General features: G+C 64.7%; 12 protein-coding genes and 1 pseudogene. 2 read left to right on the top strand and 11 right to left on the bottom strand.

All coding sequences use genetic code 11. From position 1 onward, the window contains the following. Positions 1-29: 29 nt before the first annotated feature. The 7 genes from QF037_RS31870 to QF037_RS31840 all read right to left on the bottom strand — a co-directional run bounded on the left by QF037_RS31870 (position 30) and on the right by QF037_RS31840 (position 5,117). A complete protein-coding gene (locus tag QF037_RS31870) occupies positions 30-1,157 on the bottom strand; it encodes a PD-(D/E)XK nuclease family protein (protein WP_307031144.1) in 1,128 nt (375 codons plus the stop codon). 31 nt (positions 1,158-1,188) lie between these two features. Next, positions 1,189-2,280, bottom strand: coding sequence for an AAA family ATPase (locus tag QF037_RS31865; protein WP_307031142.1), 1,092 nt, complete (start codon positions 2,278-2,280; stop codon positions 1,189-1,191). A gap of 23 nt (positions 2,281-2,303) precedes the next feature. Then, positions 2,304-2,648, bottom strand: coding sequence for a hypothetical protein (locus QF037_RS31860; protein ID WP_307031139.1), 345 nt, complete (start codon positions 2,646-2,648; stop codon positions 2,304-2,306). Positions 2,649-2,865: 217 nt separating this feature from the next. Further along, positions 2,866-3,453, bottom strand: coding sequence for a hypothetical protein (locus QF037_RS31855; RefSeq protein WP_307031137.1), 588 nt, complete (start codon positions 3,451-3,453; stop codon positions 2,866-2,868). 180 nt (positions 3,454-3,633) lie between these two features. Next, positions 3,634-3,888, bottom strand: a complete 255-nt coding sequence (locus tag QF037_RS31850; protein WP_307031135.1) for a hypothetical protein — start codon at positions 3,886-3,888, stop codon at positions 3,634-3,636. Between the two features lie 31 nt (positions 3,889-3,919). Next, entirely contained in the window at positions 3,920-4,753 is an 834-nt protein-coding gene (locus tag QF037_RS31845; protein ID WP_307031133.1) for a peptidoglycan-binding protein, read from the bottom strand. A gap of 40 nt (positions 4,754-4,793) precedes the next feature. Continuing rightward, a complete protein-coding gene (locus tag QF037_RS31840) occupies positions 4,794-5,117 on the bottom strand; it encodes a hypothetical protein (RefSeq protein WP_307031131.1) in 324 nt (107 codons plus the stop codon). 1,060 nt (positions 5,118-6,177) lie between these two features. On the opposite strand from QF037_RS31840, the gene QF037_RS31835 reads away from it, so the two are divergent. Together QF037_RS31835 and QF037_RS31830 are read left to right on the top strand one after the other, a co-directional pair. After that, positions 6,178-6,975, top strand: coding sequence for a hypothetical protein (locus QF037_RS31835; protein WP_307031129.1), 798 nt, complete (start codon positions 6,178-6,180; stop codon positions 6,973-6,975). Positions 6,976-7,794: 819 nt separating this feature from the next. Beyond that, a complete protein-coding gene (locus QF037_RS31830) occupies positions 7,795-9,381 on the top strand; it encodes a pentapeptide repeat-containing protein (RefSeq protein ID WP_307031126.1) in 1,587 nt (528 codons plus the stop codon). 270 nt (positions 9,382-9,651) lie between these two features. Here QF037_RS31830 and QF037_RS31825 read toward each other — a convergent pair. The 4 genes and pseudogenes from QF037_RS31825 to QF037_RS31810 all read right to left on the bottom strand — a co-directional run. Continuing rightward, a pseudogene (locus tag QF037_RS31825) lies at positions 9,652-9,777 on the bottom strand (IS5/IS1182 family transposase); the annotation flags it as partial. A 332-nt stretch (positions 9,778-10,109) separates the two neighbouring features. Beyond that, positions 10,110-13,055: a hypothetical protein gene (locus QF037_RS31820; protein WP_307031124.1), complete on the bottom strand. Its 2,946-nt coding sequence runs from the start codon at positions 13,053-13,055 to the stop codon at positions 10,110-10,112. After that, the gene (locus tag QF037_RS31815) at positions 13,052-14,155 is read right to left on the bottom strand and encodes a hypothetical protein (protein ID WP_307031122.1); all 1,104 of its coding nucleotides are present in this window, start codon (positions 14,153-14,155) and stop codon (positions 13,052-13,054) included. Before QF037_RS31815 ends, QF037_RS31820 begins: the two co-directional genes overlap by 4 nt. A 54-nt stretch (positions 14,156-14,209) precedes the next feature. Continuing rightward, positions 14,210-15,139 carry a hypothetical protein gene (locus QF037_RS31810; RefSeq protein WP_307031120.1) on the bottom strand — a complete coding sequence of 310 codons (930 nt, stop codon included), beginning with the start codon at positions 15,137-15,139 and terminating at the stop codon, positions 14,210-14,212.

Raw genomic sequence — 15,139 nt, 5'->3', positions numbered from 1 at the left:
GGGCGGGGCTGAGACTCATCGGAACCGGGTCAGGCCGGCGCGATGTTGATGACCGCGGGCGTCTTCTTTCCGGTCTTCCGCCGGGGGATCGCCAGTCCTGCGTCCTTGAGGTTCTTGACCATGCGGTTGACATCCGGCGTCATCGGGACCGGGATTCCGGCGACCTCATGCAGGTCGACCATCGCCTCCACGTCGTCCTTCTCCTCGTCGTTGCCTCCGCGCCAGGACAGCTTGTTGGGGCCGTAGATCCCCTCAGGGGATTGGTCGAGCTTCTTGCGGGCGAACTTCTTGACCCTGTCGCCCTCGCTGGCGAGTTCGTGTCCCTTTATGTAGTCGATGAGCGCCTGTTCACGGTCGGCGTCGTTCCGGATGAGCGCGGTCTGCTCGGGCACGCCCGGAGCTGTCCCGGGCCAGCACAGGGAGCGGAACGGGCAGTAGTCGCAGATGGCGTCCAGACCGGGGCCGTTGAAGTCGCGGGGCATCTCCTCGGGGTTGCCGGTCTCGCGCACACGCTCCACCCACCACTGGGCCTCCGCCGCGCGCTGCGGGTCGAAGTCGATCTCCTGGACGTGCTCCGCACCGGAGTCCCGGTTGATGAAACGGAAGCGGATACGACCGATGTTCAGTGGTCCCAGGCGGGACAGGTACCGCTGGCCGGGAACGTCCTCGAACCCGACCTCGAACAGCGCGCCCGCGTACAGCTGGACCTGCCGCAGCTCGGCGGCCGTCGCCCCGTAGCGAAGAACGCGGTCCCACAGATACGTGGACTTGGTCTTCACGTCCTCCACGGTGAGGACGTCGGCGGGTATCGCTGGCCGGTGACGAGCGGGCAGGCGAGCGGCAGTCGCCGCGTCGAGCTGTACGACGTCGACATGCCCTCGGATGAGGTTGTCCTGGACGCTGCGTTCCACCAGCCATCCGTACTCCGTGCGTGCCGACTCCAGCAGCCCGTGGTGGATGAATGTCCCGAGGATCGCCGCTCGCTTGTCCGGGTGATCGGTCGGTGTGACGCCGTGCAGGATGTAGGCGGCGCGTCGGCCGCACACGGTGTCGGACGCGCCGAGCTGTGTCTGACGAGAGCGCGGGCGGCGGGCGTCCACGTCGTGCGCGGCATCCCAGATGGAAGGTGCGATGCCGTCGACGGTGGCTACGGACATAGGGGGTTCTCCAAGAGGTCAGCGTGGGCGGTCACTGCTCGGCGTCCGCGTCCTGCTCGTCGGCCTTGCGCTGGGCGGCGGCACGGAGCTTGTCAGCGTCGGACAGTGGGCCCTCCCCCATCTCCCGCCGGGGGCTGTCGAGTTCGGCGGCACGCTGCTCGGCGGCGGCCCGGATGGTGAGGATCTCGTCGTGGCTCAGGCGGTTCACCGGATCTGGGACGGTCCGCCACAGTGCCTCAAGGAGCTTCTTGTCGGTCAGGCCGGCGATGCGGGCGAGCCAGGGCTGTACGAGATCGCCGACGAGCGCGGGCATGATGCGCGGCTGAGACTCGACGGAGCAGCCCAGCTTGTTGAAGACCAGGTCCTCGATGCTGAAGTCCCGCAGCGGCAGCGGCTTGTTCCGCTCGACACGCATCCGCAGCGATCGGACCTTGATGACCTGGGGATCGGCGTTGCGCTTCATGCGGACCCAGCACGACGAGTCGAAGCCAAGGTCTTTCTGGGCCGAGACCTTCCACTCGCTCTTGTTCTGGATCGGCTGGCCGTTGTCGTCCGTGGCACTGACTTGCTTACCCCGGGCCAGCACGATGGCGATGCCGGGCAGTGTGCGCAACAGGTAGATGATCCTGTTCCACCGCTCCGTGGCGTCGTTCCACAGATTCCGGCCGATGTCGAACGCTGCGTCCGGATCCTCCTGGAGCAGAGCGCGGTTCTTGCGTGTCCGGCGACCGCGTTCGTAGGTCCAGTTGGTGAGCATCCGCCATAGTGCGGATCCCGAGTCGATGGTCAGGACGACGGGGGGCTCTCCGGCTGCCGCCGCGCGCCTGGCCTCGGCGTGCACGGCCTCAACCTGTTCGAGAATGTCTCGGTAAGTGCCGTCGTGCTCGATGATCAGATAGTTGGCGCCCTCGATGGCCGCGTACTCGTCGGCCGATCCCTCGTCGAGGTCGATCCAGTACATCTGACCGATGCGGTCGCTGCTGGAGAACTGTGCGGCAGAGTAGGTCTTGCCCGCGCCCTCCTCGCCCTCGATGAGGAGGAGGGGCCAGGGGACGATCCCCGTCGGCTTGCGTGTTTTCAGTTGGGCTGCGGGCGGCTTTGCGGTACCCGCCGGTGCGTTCACGATCTGGCTCCAAGAGGTCGTGGTCAGTCCGTGCGCAGGGCCCGGACTTCGAAGAGGGCTGACCACTCCGGGTGTTCGGCCAACAGGAGCCGTACGTACCGGGAGCGGTAATCGTTGTTCAGCGTGAACTCGTCGCCTCGGGTCGCCGCGCCGTACTGGTAGCGCAGGAGCTCGAAGAGCATCCCGATGCCTATGCGGCCGAACCCCTTCTCCGCGCAGTCGGCGGTCATCCGGGCCAGCGCCCTGAGAACCCAGGGGTTGAGAGCGTGGAACGCCTCGAATCTCTGCTGGATCGTCAGGCTGCCGACGTCGGCGGGGTGGCGAACGGGCTGGATGGTGCCGAACAACGGCGGCTGTTCGATCAGCAAGGCTCCCCCTCCAAGGATAGATCTAGCACATTGAAGTGTTGGAATCTATCTTCAGACGCGGGAGCTGTCGATCGATAACGCCGCCGACCATCCTCCGGCGGCCCCCTGGATCTCCGCACGATCCCCCTTACACGAATGAAGCGCACCCCTTCGAGTGCGCTTCCATTCTATATGCAATGGAGGGTTGAATCAAGGGCTGCAAGCTTCTGACCTGGCCTTACTCGGCAGCCTTGTTCGCCGCCTTGCCTCGCGGCACGATCCTGGATCCAGGCCCGTCGTAACTGCCGTCACGTAGGGCAGCCAAGACTTCCTCATCGATGGCCCAGTCCACACCGCGCGCACCCGCCTGCAGTGCGGGCGCATCTGCAACGACTGGCTCCAGCAGCCAAATCGGCGATCCGGACAGGTTGTAATCAGCGGGCCGGAACCGGCCCGTACTCATCGCCTTCCGCAGCAGCGCGCCCGACGGCAACCGGAACAGAGCCACCAACTCAGCCTGACCTGCCAACGGAGGGAGTTGCTCGACCTCCCGCACCCAGTAGCCGGGGTCCTGCTCCTTGGTCAGCCGCTCAAGCTCCGTCTGATTGAGATGCTTCGGACGCGGGGTCGTCTCTCCGAAGCCCTTCACGAACTGAAGCAGCCAGTACGGCGACCCGCTGATGATCTTCGCGTAGCGGTAATCGAGCGTTCGATCCCGACTGATCCACTGGCTGACCTGGAGCCGCTTCACGTCGTACAGTGCGGCGAACTCAGCTCCGCCGGCCAGGTACGGCTTCCTTCCCGCCGACGCCTTACCCTCTGCCACTCCATCGCCTCCAGCTCACGTCACGTCCGCATATAGATTGTAACCAGCGTGGAAGCAGAGTCCGACCCCGTCAGAGAGGCGATAGGGTGGAGTCTCCAAGAGGTCGAAGACCCCCGTTGTGAGACGGGGGTCTTCTTCCATTCCAGACTCTCGGGCCGCTAGACGTCACCTCCTCCTGGATTAGATGCGCGGCAGTGTGAGCGACGTGCTCTCGTACTTGGGCGGGCGGGCGTAGCCGAGCAGCCAGCCGAACCGAGGCGACAGGTGCTCCTCGGCGAACCGGAAGACGCCGTAGTAGGAGAAGGTGGCGACCGGAGTCAGGACTCCCGTGACGGCGGTTGCGTCGAGATCAAGACCGTGACGGAGGGCCACCGCGACGATCCAGCCGACCGCGGCCGGGACTCCCGTACGCAGCAACGAAGCGTAGAAGTTCATGGGGATGTGCTCCTTGTATTGCTGAGGGGAATCAGGCGAAGAGACGGCGCCAGGTCTCCGGGCCGGGGTAGCCGTCGGCGTCGGAACCTGTCCACTTCTGGGCGCGCTGGAAGGCGGCGACGTTGAGGCGGTCCGCCTCACCCCAGTCGCGGGACGGGCCAACGCGGTAGTGATGGCCGAAGCCCCGCCGAACGAGCTGCTGGCCCAGCAGGAGGATCGAGGTATTCGACTTGCCGGGGCCGAACGCGCTCCGGCCGGGGAACGCCGGCGGCCCCGGCGTGGTGCCGGGCCAGTCCGGCATCGGTCCGGGATCAGTGTGCCGGTTCTCTGGGGTCTGCCCGTGGCCGTAGTGCCCGCCCTGCGTTTCCCAGATATGCTCGTTGCGGTTCGCTTTCCACGTCGGGGTGCCCATCGGCCAGGCGTCAGGCACACCCCAACTCCGCGCCCAGGTGAGGATCTTGTCGAGGCTCTTGGCCGGGGTGTCCCGGACAGTCGCGAACGTCCTCGAGTCCAACCGGCAGTAGGGGAAGAAGAGGGTCTCGACTTGCAGGCACACGCGCCCGGTCCGGTTGGTGCGGGTACCGCCAGCGGCGTCGACGAGTGCCTTAGCTCGGCTGTTCGCCGGATAGAACTGGGCGATCCGGCCCGTGAACGGATCCCACAGGAGGTGCGGGGCGACTCCCTTGCCGCCGGCGCTGAAGTACCTCACGAGCGTGTCGAATGGTACGAGAGCCGCGGGCTTGGAAGCGGAGGCGTTCTTGTCCCAGGTGATGTGCCAGATCACGCGAGGGTCGTACTGGCTGTCGGTTGGTGCGGTGTCGCTGAGGGGGTGCCGTTCGGCCCCCGGCAGCCACAGATCAGGCATGGCGCGTTCCTAGTTCTCCCCCGCGCCTGCTGTGATGAGCCTACAGTCCGAGCTTGCCGGTCACGATCGCAACGATCACTCCCACAGTGATGGGGGCGATCAAAGCTGTCAGTGCCAACCGCCGTACGCCGCGGGCATCTTGGCGCTCTGCCTCGCGCTCGCGCTCTATCTGAGCGATGTCGTCCTCGATGGCTTTGATCCTCAGCTCGTCGGCGCGACGGTCGGCCTCGTACTGGATCTTCGTCACCATCTCGGCGAGCCGCGCGCCCAGGGCAGCGAAGTCCGCGCGCAAGTCGTCGCGCATCTGCCTCATGGCCCGCAGTAGCTCCCACGGCGTGGGGTCCTGCCCTTGCGGCTCGGTCACGGTGCTCCATTCGGCAGCCCCGCGCCGCTGGAGATCAGTCTATGAGACCCGAGACAAGGGGCGATTCCTCTTAGTGCCTGATCCCCGGCTTGACTGCGCATAGGTCCGGAGGGCTCGCTTCAGGTGGTTCTGCCCGAGGCGTGGGGCGGGTGAGGGGACGCGTCTGACTACTGGTGTGTGGTGTGGTTTCGGGGGTATTCGACGGGCCTTAACCGTGTTGCTCAGGACGATGGTGGCGGTGTGCTCGCAGTGGTGCCCGAATACGAAGATCTGCCGCTGTCCACCCGGCCGATATGTCGGTTCTGGCCTTCGCCGGGGATGAGCCGGTGACCGAGCGAGAAGATGCAGGAGCAGGCACGGACTCGCCAGGTGTTCATGGGACTTCGACACTCACATGATCACTGAGACCGTGCCTGCACTGCGTCCGCCCCGCCCGAATCGGGATGTCCCCTCCAAGGACGGGCCAGCACGACACTCCGGACGAAACGTGATCACGCAACGGCCCCTGATCCACGCCCCCTGACCAGCCGAAGTCAGTAGTGGAAAAAGGATCACAGGAGGTTCTGTGCCGTCACCCTCCCGCGAAAACCTCCGCTCTGGAATGCTGAACACACTCAGCCAGAAGTACTGCCGAGGGGGCGGCGACTGTGCAGTGGACGACGTCCATCATGTGTGGTGCACTGGGCGGCCTCTTAGTGGAGATTGTGGTCTTCTACAGGCGCATCACGGCATGGCAAGCGGCCCGCCATCGCTCCTTGTCGAAGAAGAAGACAGGAGACCAATTGCCGCCACTTGGCAAGTATATTGACGTGCCATCCGATGCTCTGGCAGCACTGACCCGGCTCTCCCTCGGCGCGAGCGCAGGATGGATCTTCTCCCCTCAACTGACAGGGGCATCAGCGGCAGTAGCGGTGGGAGCCTCGGCACCGGCGCTGCTCCGACAACTTGGCAGTGTGAAGTCGATCCAGGCAGCGATCAGCGGGGGCCACTCCACCGGCCTGGCTCTGGAGCCAGGCCAGGACTCCACAACCACGTCTGATGGGGGCTGAGGTACTCGGCCATGACTAAATTCGGCCAACGCTATTGGGCGTCGCTGACCGATTCCAGGGACGAAAACCTGGAATCAATGGACTACATCATCGAACACGGGCTTCGCAAGGACACAACGCTGTGGCGCAGGTACATTGCCTCACTGTTCGACATCGAGTTGACTGATAAGCGCCCGGCCGAAAAGGTGAAGCGCATCTCGACCGCCAAGGTCAGGAGCGCAACCAGTCTTGTCCGCAAGAACTGGCTGACCGTCGCCGCTTCCGTATTGCTGGTCTTCGGCGCCGGGTTCGGCACCTCGTCCTATGTGCACAGCCAGACTGTGGCGAACTCGCCCGTCGTCATCGGTGCGGCGCCCACGCTGCCCGTGGGGGCAACCAACGAGGCCGGACAGTTCGCGTGGGTCCCGCCCAAAGGCTGGCGGCGGGACGTAAAGACAGGGAACGAGGTGCACTACACCTCGCCGGACGGCAAACAGGAAGTCGTCGGAAAATCCTCCATGGCCCGCGGCGACTTGATGGACACATGGCAGACCTCGGAACAGAATGCCCACGGAGGCATGGACTATCGGAAGATCCGTCTGACGGAGGCCACGTTCCGCGGCTGGCCGGCAGTCGTCTGGGAATACACTTTCACCCTTCAGGACGTGCCCTGGCATGCCTTGCTTCTCGGCTTCAACGCTGACGGGATGTCCTACCAGATCAATACCTGGTACCAACCTGTCAAGGATTCAAGGTTGTCGTCCCTGGAAGTCGAGACTCAAGCACTCAAAACGTACAGCTTGGTAAAGGATAGCTTTACTGTGCTGTGAATATAAAAGCGCTTTCTACGCCTGACACGCATGTTCCTCCTGGGCAAATATGTAGGCCACGAGGAGATGGAACGAACATGGCAGTTATCAACGGCTGTTGATGGGCGTGATATTGGGCGATCTTGTCGGCCCAACACCCGCTCTCCGGGCAAAGGTGACCCTGTGGAGCAGGATCTGGCCTGCCGCTTTCCCCCGAGCGGCAGGCCAGATCCCGCGCGAGCGGCAGTCAGGTCCAGTCGGCATGGAAAGGCGGTCGACTCGCCAGGGGCCGTTGCGTGATCACGTTTCGTCCGGAGTGTCGTGCTGGCCCGTCCTTGGAGGGGACATCCCGGTTCGGGCGGGCGGACGCAGTGCAGGCACGGCCTCAGTGATCATGTGAGTGTCGAAGTCCCATGAACACCTGGCGAGTCCTTGCCTGCTCCTGCATCTTCTCCCATACCCACCGCGCTGGCCCAACTGGGCCGGACTGCCGCGCCGGTCCCGCTGGCGGACGCGGTCGCGTGCTGGCGTCGACCGCGCGACTGGAATGACGCCGGCGTCTGGCAGCGGCTCCACGAGGCCCTGCTTGGTTGCCGCCCCTGGTCCGCGAAGAGCCCGCAGTGACGTCCGGAGGCGCGGTACAGCACGTCAAGATCGGACAAGTTACTGCGCCCAGCCCGCCGATCCTGATGTGATCGGCATATGACGATCATGCCCCCATCGTGGAGTTACTGCGGTACAGGAGCTACAGAGGAGGATCCTGTCGGCTGCCGAGGAATACGACTTGGCAGCGAGGGAAAGTGCCTGGCCCATATGAGCCCCAGCGACCAGCAAAGCTACTTGAACAGCCTCACCCCCGGAGCGGGCATCGATTTGAGCGGAACCACAATAACAGGAGACGTCTTCAGTCAGATCCTGGCGAAACTGAGAGCAACCCCTGAGCAACCACCTAAATTCGGCACGGCCATATTTGATGATTCAGTTTTCATCGACGACGTCAGGGCACGGGGAGCCGTATTCTCAAAAGGATGCTCTTTCAAGTCGGCGCATTTTCATGGGGAGGTCGATTTCGCCGGCGCCCGATTCTCCGCGGATTCGGACTTTGACGGCGCAATCTTCGCATCGGAGGCTTCATTCTTCGATGCCAAATTTGAAGGAAAGTCACTCTTTATCGGCGTTAAATTCTTTGACGTCGCAAACTTTACGGCTTCAGAGCATTACGAGCTCTCGCTCATGAGGTCGGAATTCAAGGATCGCGCAATCTTCGCCCGGGTCCGCTGCTCTACTGTGATCTCATTTTTGTCGTGCCAGTTCAACAAGAACGCCAGCCTCGGAAGCATAGTATGCCTCGTGCTCATTCTCAACGAGGCGGAATTCAGAAGTGACGCGAGAATTGACGTCGCAGCCAAAATCCTCTTTTGTCGCCGAACCCGTTGGGACATACCCACCGTTCTCAGGCTTAGGTATGCACAGGTGTACTTGACGGAGACGGTGCTGACCCAACCGCTCGCTGTAGTGGCGCACCCTGCACCCTTTATCTCATACGACCTCCCAGTCGACGAAGATATTCCCACAATGGAGGATCCCAGCGTCAGCGTGTCCTCAATGGAGGGAACAGACGCCTCGTTCCTGACATTCTCGGACGTCGACCTATCGGACTGCATATTTGCTGGCGCATTCAATCTCGACCAAATCCGCCTGGAAGGAAACTGCACCTTCCGTCGCACACCTCGAGGGTGGCGCCAGGTTGGCCTTTTTCCATACCGCTGGTCTTCGCGCCAGGTAATAGAAGAAGAACGAAGATGGAGATCTCTTGAAACCCACTCCTCCTCCCTTCGTGACGGGTGGGGTGAATCACCCGAAAGCCACGACGAGGTCCTCGGCCTCGCAAGGCTCACGGAGATTTACCGACAGCTTCGTAAATGCAGAGAGGATGCGAAAGATGAACCAGGCGCAGCAGACTTTTACTACGGTGAGATGGAAATGCGTCGCCACAATCGAACCCTCCCGCTCGGAGAAACAATCCTCCTAAATCTCTATTGGATTTTCTCGGGCTACGGCCTTCGTGCATCGAGGGCGCTTTCCTGGCTCCTTGCAGCCATGGCTACAACAATCATCCTCATGATGGGCCTTGGAATTCCCGACCAAACACCGAAACAGGAGATCCAACGAGTTCAGCTGGGAAACACAGTCAAGACTGTGATTGACAAACCGGATCCTGAGCTGACGCTGGCGATATCATCTCGGTTTACGAGCAATCGATTCGAAAAGTCTGTGCGGGTGGTACTAAATTCGGTGGTGTTTCGTTCCAGTGATCAGGACTTGACCACTTGGGGAACGTACACAGAGATGGCCTCACGGTTCTCAGAGCCGATTCTTCTTGGGTTGGCAGCTCTCGCCATTCGTGGCCGGATCAAGCGAGGATGACGCCGCTGTGCGATCCCGCTCGTGTCATCCGGGCCGGAGAAGGCATGCTGATCGACGCATCCGTGCACCGAGTACGGGCGATCACGACAGGACGGCTTTCGGGCGAAGTGGGTTCAGCACTCCTTTCCCATCGCTGCCCTGCAAGACCTCCACCGGCTGCACCTCCAGCGCGACAGGTGTGAACTGCAGCATGATGTCGACATTTCATAGGCCACTGGATGCTCCCCGAGCAGATCTGCATCGTCGCAGCGCCCAGCCGCGTGATGACCTCTACCGACGGCACCGCAAAACGCCGAGTTGCCGGTGAGTGACCAGGCAACAGGCGAGTTTGAGAAAGGCTTCGTGAATGTCGGCCCTGCGTTCCCATCGGATGCGCAGGCGTCGGAAGCCGAGCAGCCCGTCGGTGATCAGGTGTTGCTTCCGGCATCAGCCGTTCACCGCGGCCTTCACGCACACGCTCTCGGGCCTGTCCGGCATCCTCGGACACCCAGCCAGCCTAGGCGCCAAGCCTGCTCAGAACCGGGCATCAGGAGAGGCACTTATGCGTGCACCAGGTCATAACTCGATCAGCTCCGAATGGGCCTGTCCGCAACGACCGCAGATACATGCGTAGTTGGGCCCATACAACGTGACCTCGAATTCGATGCCCGCGACCGGACACTCGCCGGTTCGGCACACCGCAATGAACTGCTTGGAGGGCGGGAACTCCTCTTCAACTGCGCCGACCATCAGCTTCCCATCACCATCCAGTCCACGCCCGTACTCGTAGTGTTCGTCCTCGTCACCCAGATCGTCAGTCCCGTCGCCGTCACATTGGTGACCCCGACTCCGGTAACTGACGTTCCAGGAACAGAGGTTGATGGCGTTGCCACTGCTCGGAAGGCGGTGCCCTTGACGTTCAATCCGGTGACTGTGACCGACGTCGGTACGTTCGCTGCGCTCGGGGTGATGGTCACGCGGCCAGCAACGATGTTCCCCGCCTTCAGCACTCCTGAGATGTTGAAACCGCTGGAGGTGAGCTCGGCGGAGGATGACGCCGAGCCGCTGGGGGCGTCGCGCACGGACAACTCGATGGATGACCCGGCATCCGAGGTATCGGCCCCGTAGCCAGTGATGGACGCGGCTCCGTTGCCACCGCTGTCGTTGGCGTAGAGGTGGAACGCACCTCCCGAGTAGCCGGGTATGTGGCCCTGGAGCCACATACCGGATTCCTGGCTTGTGCCGCTCACGCGCGGGGCGGTGAGGGCGACGCTGGGAATCTCGTAGTCCACGGAGCCCTGCGAACCGTAGGCAATCGCCGTACTAAGTTCTGCAGGCGCTGCTTCATCTGCGCTGCCCGAGTAGAACTCGATCGACCCGGTTTCCGGAGTCGCGTTTCCTGGGCTGATCACAACCCTCTGCCCGCTGGCCGCAGTTTGCAGGGTGCTGCCGATGATCACTGCCCCGTTGATCGTCTTGCCGTTGATGGCGTCCGCGTCGAGCTTCTCTGCGGTGATCGACCCGGACTTGATGTGGGTGGCCTCGATCGCCCCAGCGGCGATCTTGGTTGCGGTAATCGCGTTGACCGCGATCTTCTCAGCGGTCACCGACAGGGCGTTCAACTTGTCCGTCGTGACGGCGAGGGCCGCTATCTTCTCGGCCGTGACGGCCAAAGCTGTGATCTTCTCGGCGGTCACCGATCCGGCCAGCAGCTTGGGCGCGGTGATGGCTCCGTCGGCGATCTGTACCCCGGTCAGCAGGGGCCGGACGACCGCGTTGTCCCACAGAACCGATCCGGCTGTTCCCTGGTACGACTCCACCCAGATGGTGGCCGTGGTCGTGTTCGCCGGCGCGGTGACCGTTGCGGCGAGACGCAGCCAAGAGCCGCGGGTCGGGGCGTCAATCTGGGCGACGCCCCAGCCGAGTGTGCCGCCGTTCCCGTCCAGCCACCGGGCGTAGAACTTGAGAGCTCCTCCGACCCAGTCCGATGATGCGTTGGCGTCGATGGCGAGGTACAGCTGTTCGCTGCTCAGCATCGGCAGCGACGTGAGCGCGAGCGCACGGGTGGTGGCCGTCGTGGCGGTGGCGTCGACACGGAGCGCCTTCGCCGAGCCGTTGCCGCCGGAGACGACGGACCATTCGTTCTTGGCGATCGCCGCGGTGTAGGCGCCCTCGAAGGAAGGGTCGCTGAGCACATTCGTTCCGCCCGCGACGACGAGCTTGTCGGTGGAGATCGATGCGGCGGCGATCTCGGAGGCGGTGACCGAGTTCGCGGCGATCTCACGGCCGGTAACGGAGTCGGCGGCGATCTTCCCGGCGATGACCGAATCCGCGGCGAGCGCGGCCGCGGTGACCGATCCGCTCACCAGGTTGGTGGCGTCGACGATCCCCGTCTTCAGCGTCTCGATCGCGACGGCGTCGACCTGCATGGCGGAGGTGGAGCCGGAGACGCTCTGTGAGCCGTAGTTCAGCCACAGGTACGGCGTGATATAGCGGACGAAGTCGTGTACGGCTCCGGGGGCACGCGGGTCGTTGTTGGTGCCGGCGGAGCCGGTTGCCGCGCGGTCCTTCAGGTAGCCGACGACCGTGATCCAACCGTCCGTGGTCGGCAGAGAGCGTGCTGAGGCGGCTGCGTAGTAGTGGTTGTTTGGAGAGTTGGCCCCTGTTCGGTTGACCAGGGTGGTCTTGTCGGCGCCGACTCCGAGGACCCCGACGTAGAACGCCTCCGGGCCCGTGGAGAGTTGCGCCGTGGCTCGGACGCGGGCGCTGACCCGGTAGAGAACTCCGGGTTCGTAGGGGACGAGCGTCGTTCCACGGAGTTGTATGAAGCCGTGGGCCTCGCCGACGGTCTGGCCGGTGGGTGCGTCTGTGACACCGGAGAGATGGCTCCAGGTGGCGCCCGTGCCCTGCGCGGTGGTCTGCCAGGCGGCGGCTTCGCCCATCGCGTCGATCAGGCGCTGGCTGGTGGAGTCTGCCAGGGCGCCGCCGAGGGCGCTCAAGGTCACCGCGCCGTCGGCGAGCTTGCCCAGCGTGACGGAGTTGGCGGCGAGTTTCGCTGCGAGCACTGCGCCGTCGGCGAGAGCCGTCGAGTTGACGGCCCCGAGCGCGAGGGCTGCGTCGGTCACCGCGCCGCGTGCCAGTTTGGTCTCGTCGATGATCGCGTTGACGAGGTCGTCCGGGACCGCCTTGCGGGCCAGACCGGGTACGGCGGTCGACGGTTCTCCGGCTGTGCCGGAGGTGTTGACCGCGATCAGCCGCACCCACACCATCTCGTAGGTGTCCAGGGCGACGGTGACGCTGCCGCCGACCGTGGTGTGGAACGCGGCCACAGGACGGGCCGTGTCTGGCTCGGCGTCGGCGGTTGCGGCGATATGGACCTGGACTTCGGCCAGGTCCAGGGGCGCCGTCTCCGCGTCTGTCCAGGTGCCCGGCCAGGTGATCGTCAGCCCGGACAGCGTCGGCTCAACCGTCGGTGCCGTGGGGGTGGGGGGCGGCGGCCCGTTGTGGGCGATGAAGCCGACGGTGCCGTCGTCCTGGAGGCCCATGCTGCCGCGCAGGGTGCCGTCCTGGTCGTAGACCTCGATCGCGCCGCTCTCGATCGACGAGTACGCCATGCGTGCAGTGCGGGTGGTTCGGGAGAGTTGCTTCTCCAAGGCGGCGACTCGGGCGGCCAGGCGGGCGAGTTCGCTGCTCACGCGGTGCCTCCCCCGTAGGTGAAGCGGTCCGCGCGCTGGAGCTGGATGACGGCCTGCTCGGGGGCGTCCTCGGTAGCTGGCCGGATCTGCCAGCCGACGATGCGGCACCATGCGTCGAAGTCGGTCCACTGGTCGTGGACCCGGACACGAACGTCGTCGCCGATCTGCCAGGCGCCGAGGCGCGCCGATGGGTGGTCGCGGACGGTGATCTCGGTGACCTCGCCGATCACCTGGCGGGAGATGCGTTCCTTGCGGGCGCGGGCGGCCAACCGGTCGTTCGCCTTCTCCTCGGGTACCTCGAGGAGGTACTCCAGGCGCAGGCGGCCGTCGCGTACGGCGTCGATGGCGCGGCGCCGGTTGCGGCCCTCGCCGGCGCCGAGGGCGACGACGACTTGGGCGGCGCTGTCGGCGTCGTACTCGACGGGCACGGCCCGGGTGATGTTGATGCCGGACTGGAAGTGGATGTCGGAGCGGCGGCGGCCCAGCCGAGGCCATCCGATCCGTATGCGGCCCTGCGGGGTGCCGCTGCTCCAGGTGACCTCTTCGGTCCATTCGGGGCCGCCCTCGGCAGCGACCATGTCCTCGATGACGTCGCCGAGCGATGGGGTGTCCCACCAGTCGATCCGGTAGGGATCCTCCGGGGTGCCGACAGTTGCCTTGGAGGTGGTGTCGTCGACCTGGATGCCGAGCTGGCTGTCCGGCTGTTCCTGGCAGTAGGCCCAGACGTCCCGGATGACCGTGCACGGGTCGGCGTAGGTGTAGGGGCCGCGCGCGTTGAGCTGGCCGTGGAGGTCGTAGCGCCGGTACGGGTAGGAGCCCCAGCCGGAGGCCTCGATGGTGAGCTGCTGGCCCTCGGGGTCGGCTCTCCAGATCAGGCCGCCCCACAGCAGCCGCCCGTCCCGTTCGGCGTAGATCTTGGTGGTGCCGGGGTCGAGCTGCGCGCGGACCAGGTGGGCCAGGCGGGGCTCGACGGCGGCGGTGAAGATGCCGGTCGCGGACAGTGTGGGCCCGAACTCGACGTTGTTCAGGGGCAGGTCCCAAGCGAGGACCTTGTTGGTGAGCGCGTCAGCGGTGAGGTAGCGGTACGACGGCGACGCCATCAGGCGCGTTCCTGCTTCTCCCCCGCGCCGTGCTGTGGTGGTGCCGGCGTCTGGTCAGATGACGCCTTCGGTGAACTCGACGTCGGCGATGATCGACGTCGACCCGTCGACCGACAGGTCACCGGTCTCGCTCTTGGACATGTAGGTCTGGAGCGACAGGACCTGAGTGGTGCCGCGCTGCGCCGGGCTGATGGTGATGTTGTCGGCGACCACGACTGTCTGACGGCGTACGACCGCGCCCTGGTTGTCGTCGATGAGGGTGTTCTCGCCGAGGTCGGAGCCCAGCTTCGTCTGCATGGCTGCGTATACGTCGGCCCGGGACATGCGCAGTCCCGCGATGGTGACGGTGACCTTGGCGGACACGGCCCAGGAGGGGATCGCCACCGACCATTTCGCGGCCGTGGGCCAGGCGTGCCACTTGTTGTCCTGGTACTTCAGCTCGCTCAGCGCGCCAGGGAACGCCGTGTGCAACTTCCGGTCGCGCCGCGGGTTCGCGATCTGCCGTAGGTCCGTGATCAGGGCGCTGGTGATGGTGGCCGTGTTCGCCGGAATGTCGAGGCGGGCCAGGGGGATTGCGGTCAGACCTGGCGGGACCGTCTTCGTCGATGTGGTGACGCCGGGGATGACGTGGAAGTAGCCGATGTCGTCGGAGGCCGGGTTGCGGTTGCCCTCGTACTCCGGATCCTCGACGCGCAGGCAGATCAGGTCGGAACGGGCAGAGGCGCCGGTGGACGAGATCGGTACGCTCGCGTCGCCCACGTTGTACTGGGTGTAGGAGCCCTGCCCCCACGCGGCGCCGCGGACCACGGCGGAACCGTCGCCGACGCGGACGCCGGCGCCGGGGGTGGCCCACTCGCGGACCTTGAGGTCGTTCCCTTCGGTGACGCCCTGATTGCCTCTCGCGAGATCTCTGATCATCATGCGGAAGGCGCGCGCGGGGTGGGTGCCGCCGTGGGTCAGCATGGGCGGCTGTATCAGTGCCAT

The organism is Streptomyces canus, from assembly GCF_030815415.1.
Lineage (GTDB): Bacteria > Actinomycetota > Actinomycetes > Streptomycetales > Streptomycetaceae > Streptomyces > Streptomyces canus_F.
The sequence above is the reverse complement of the archived record's forward strand: the minus strand, read 5'-3'. Positions and strand labels throughout refer to the sequence as shown.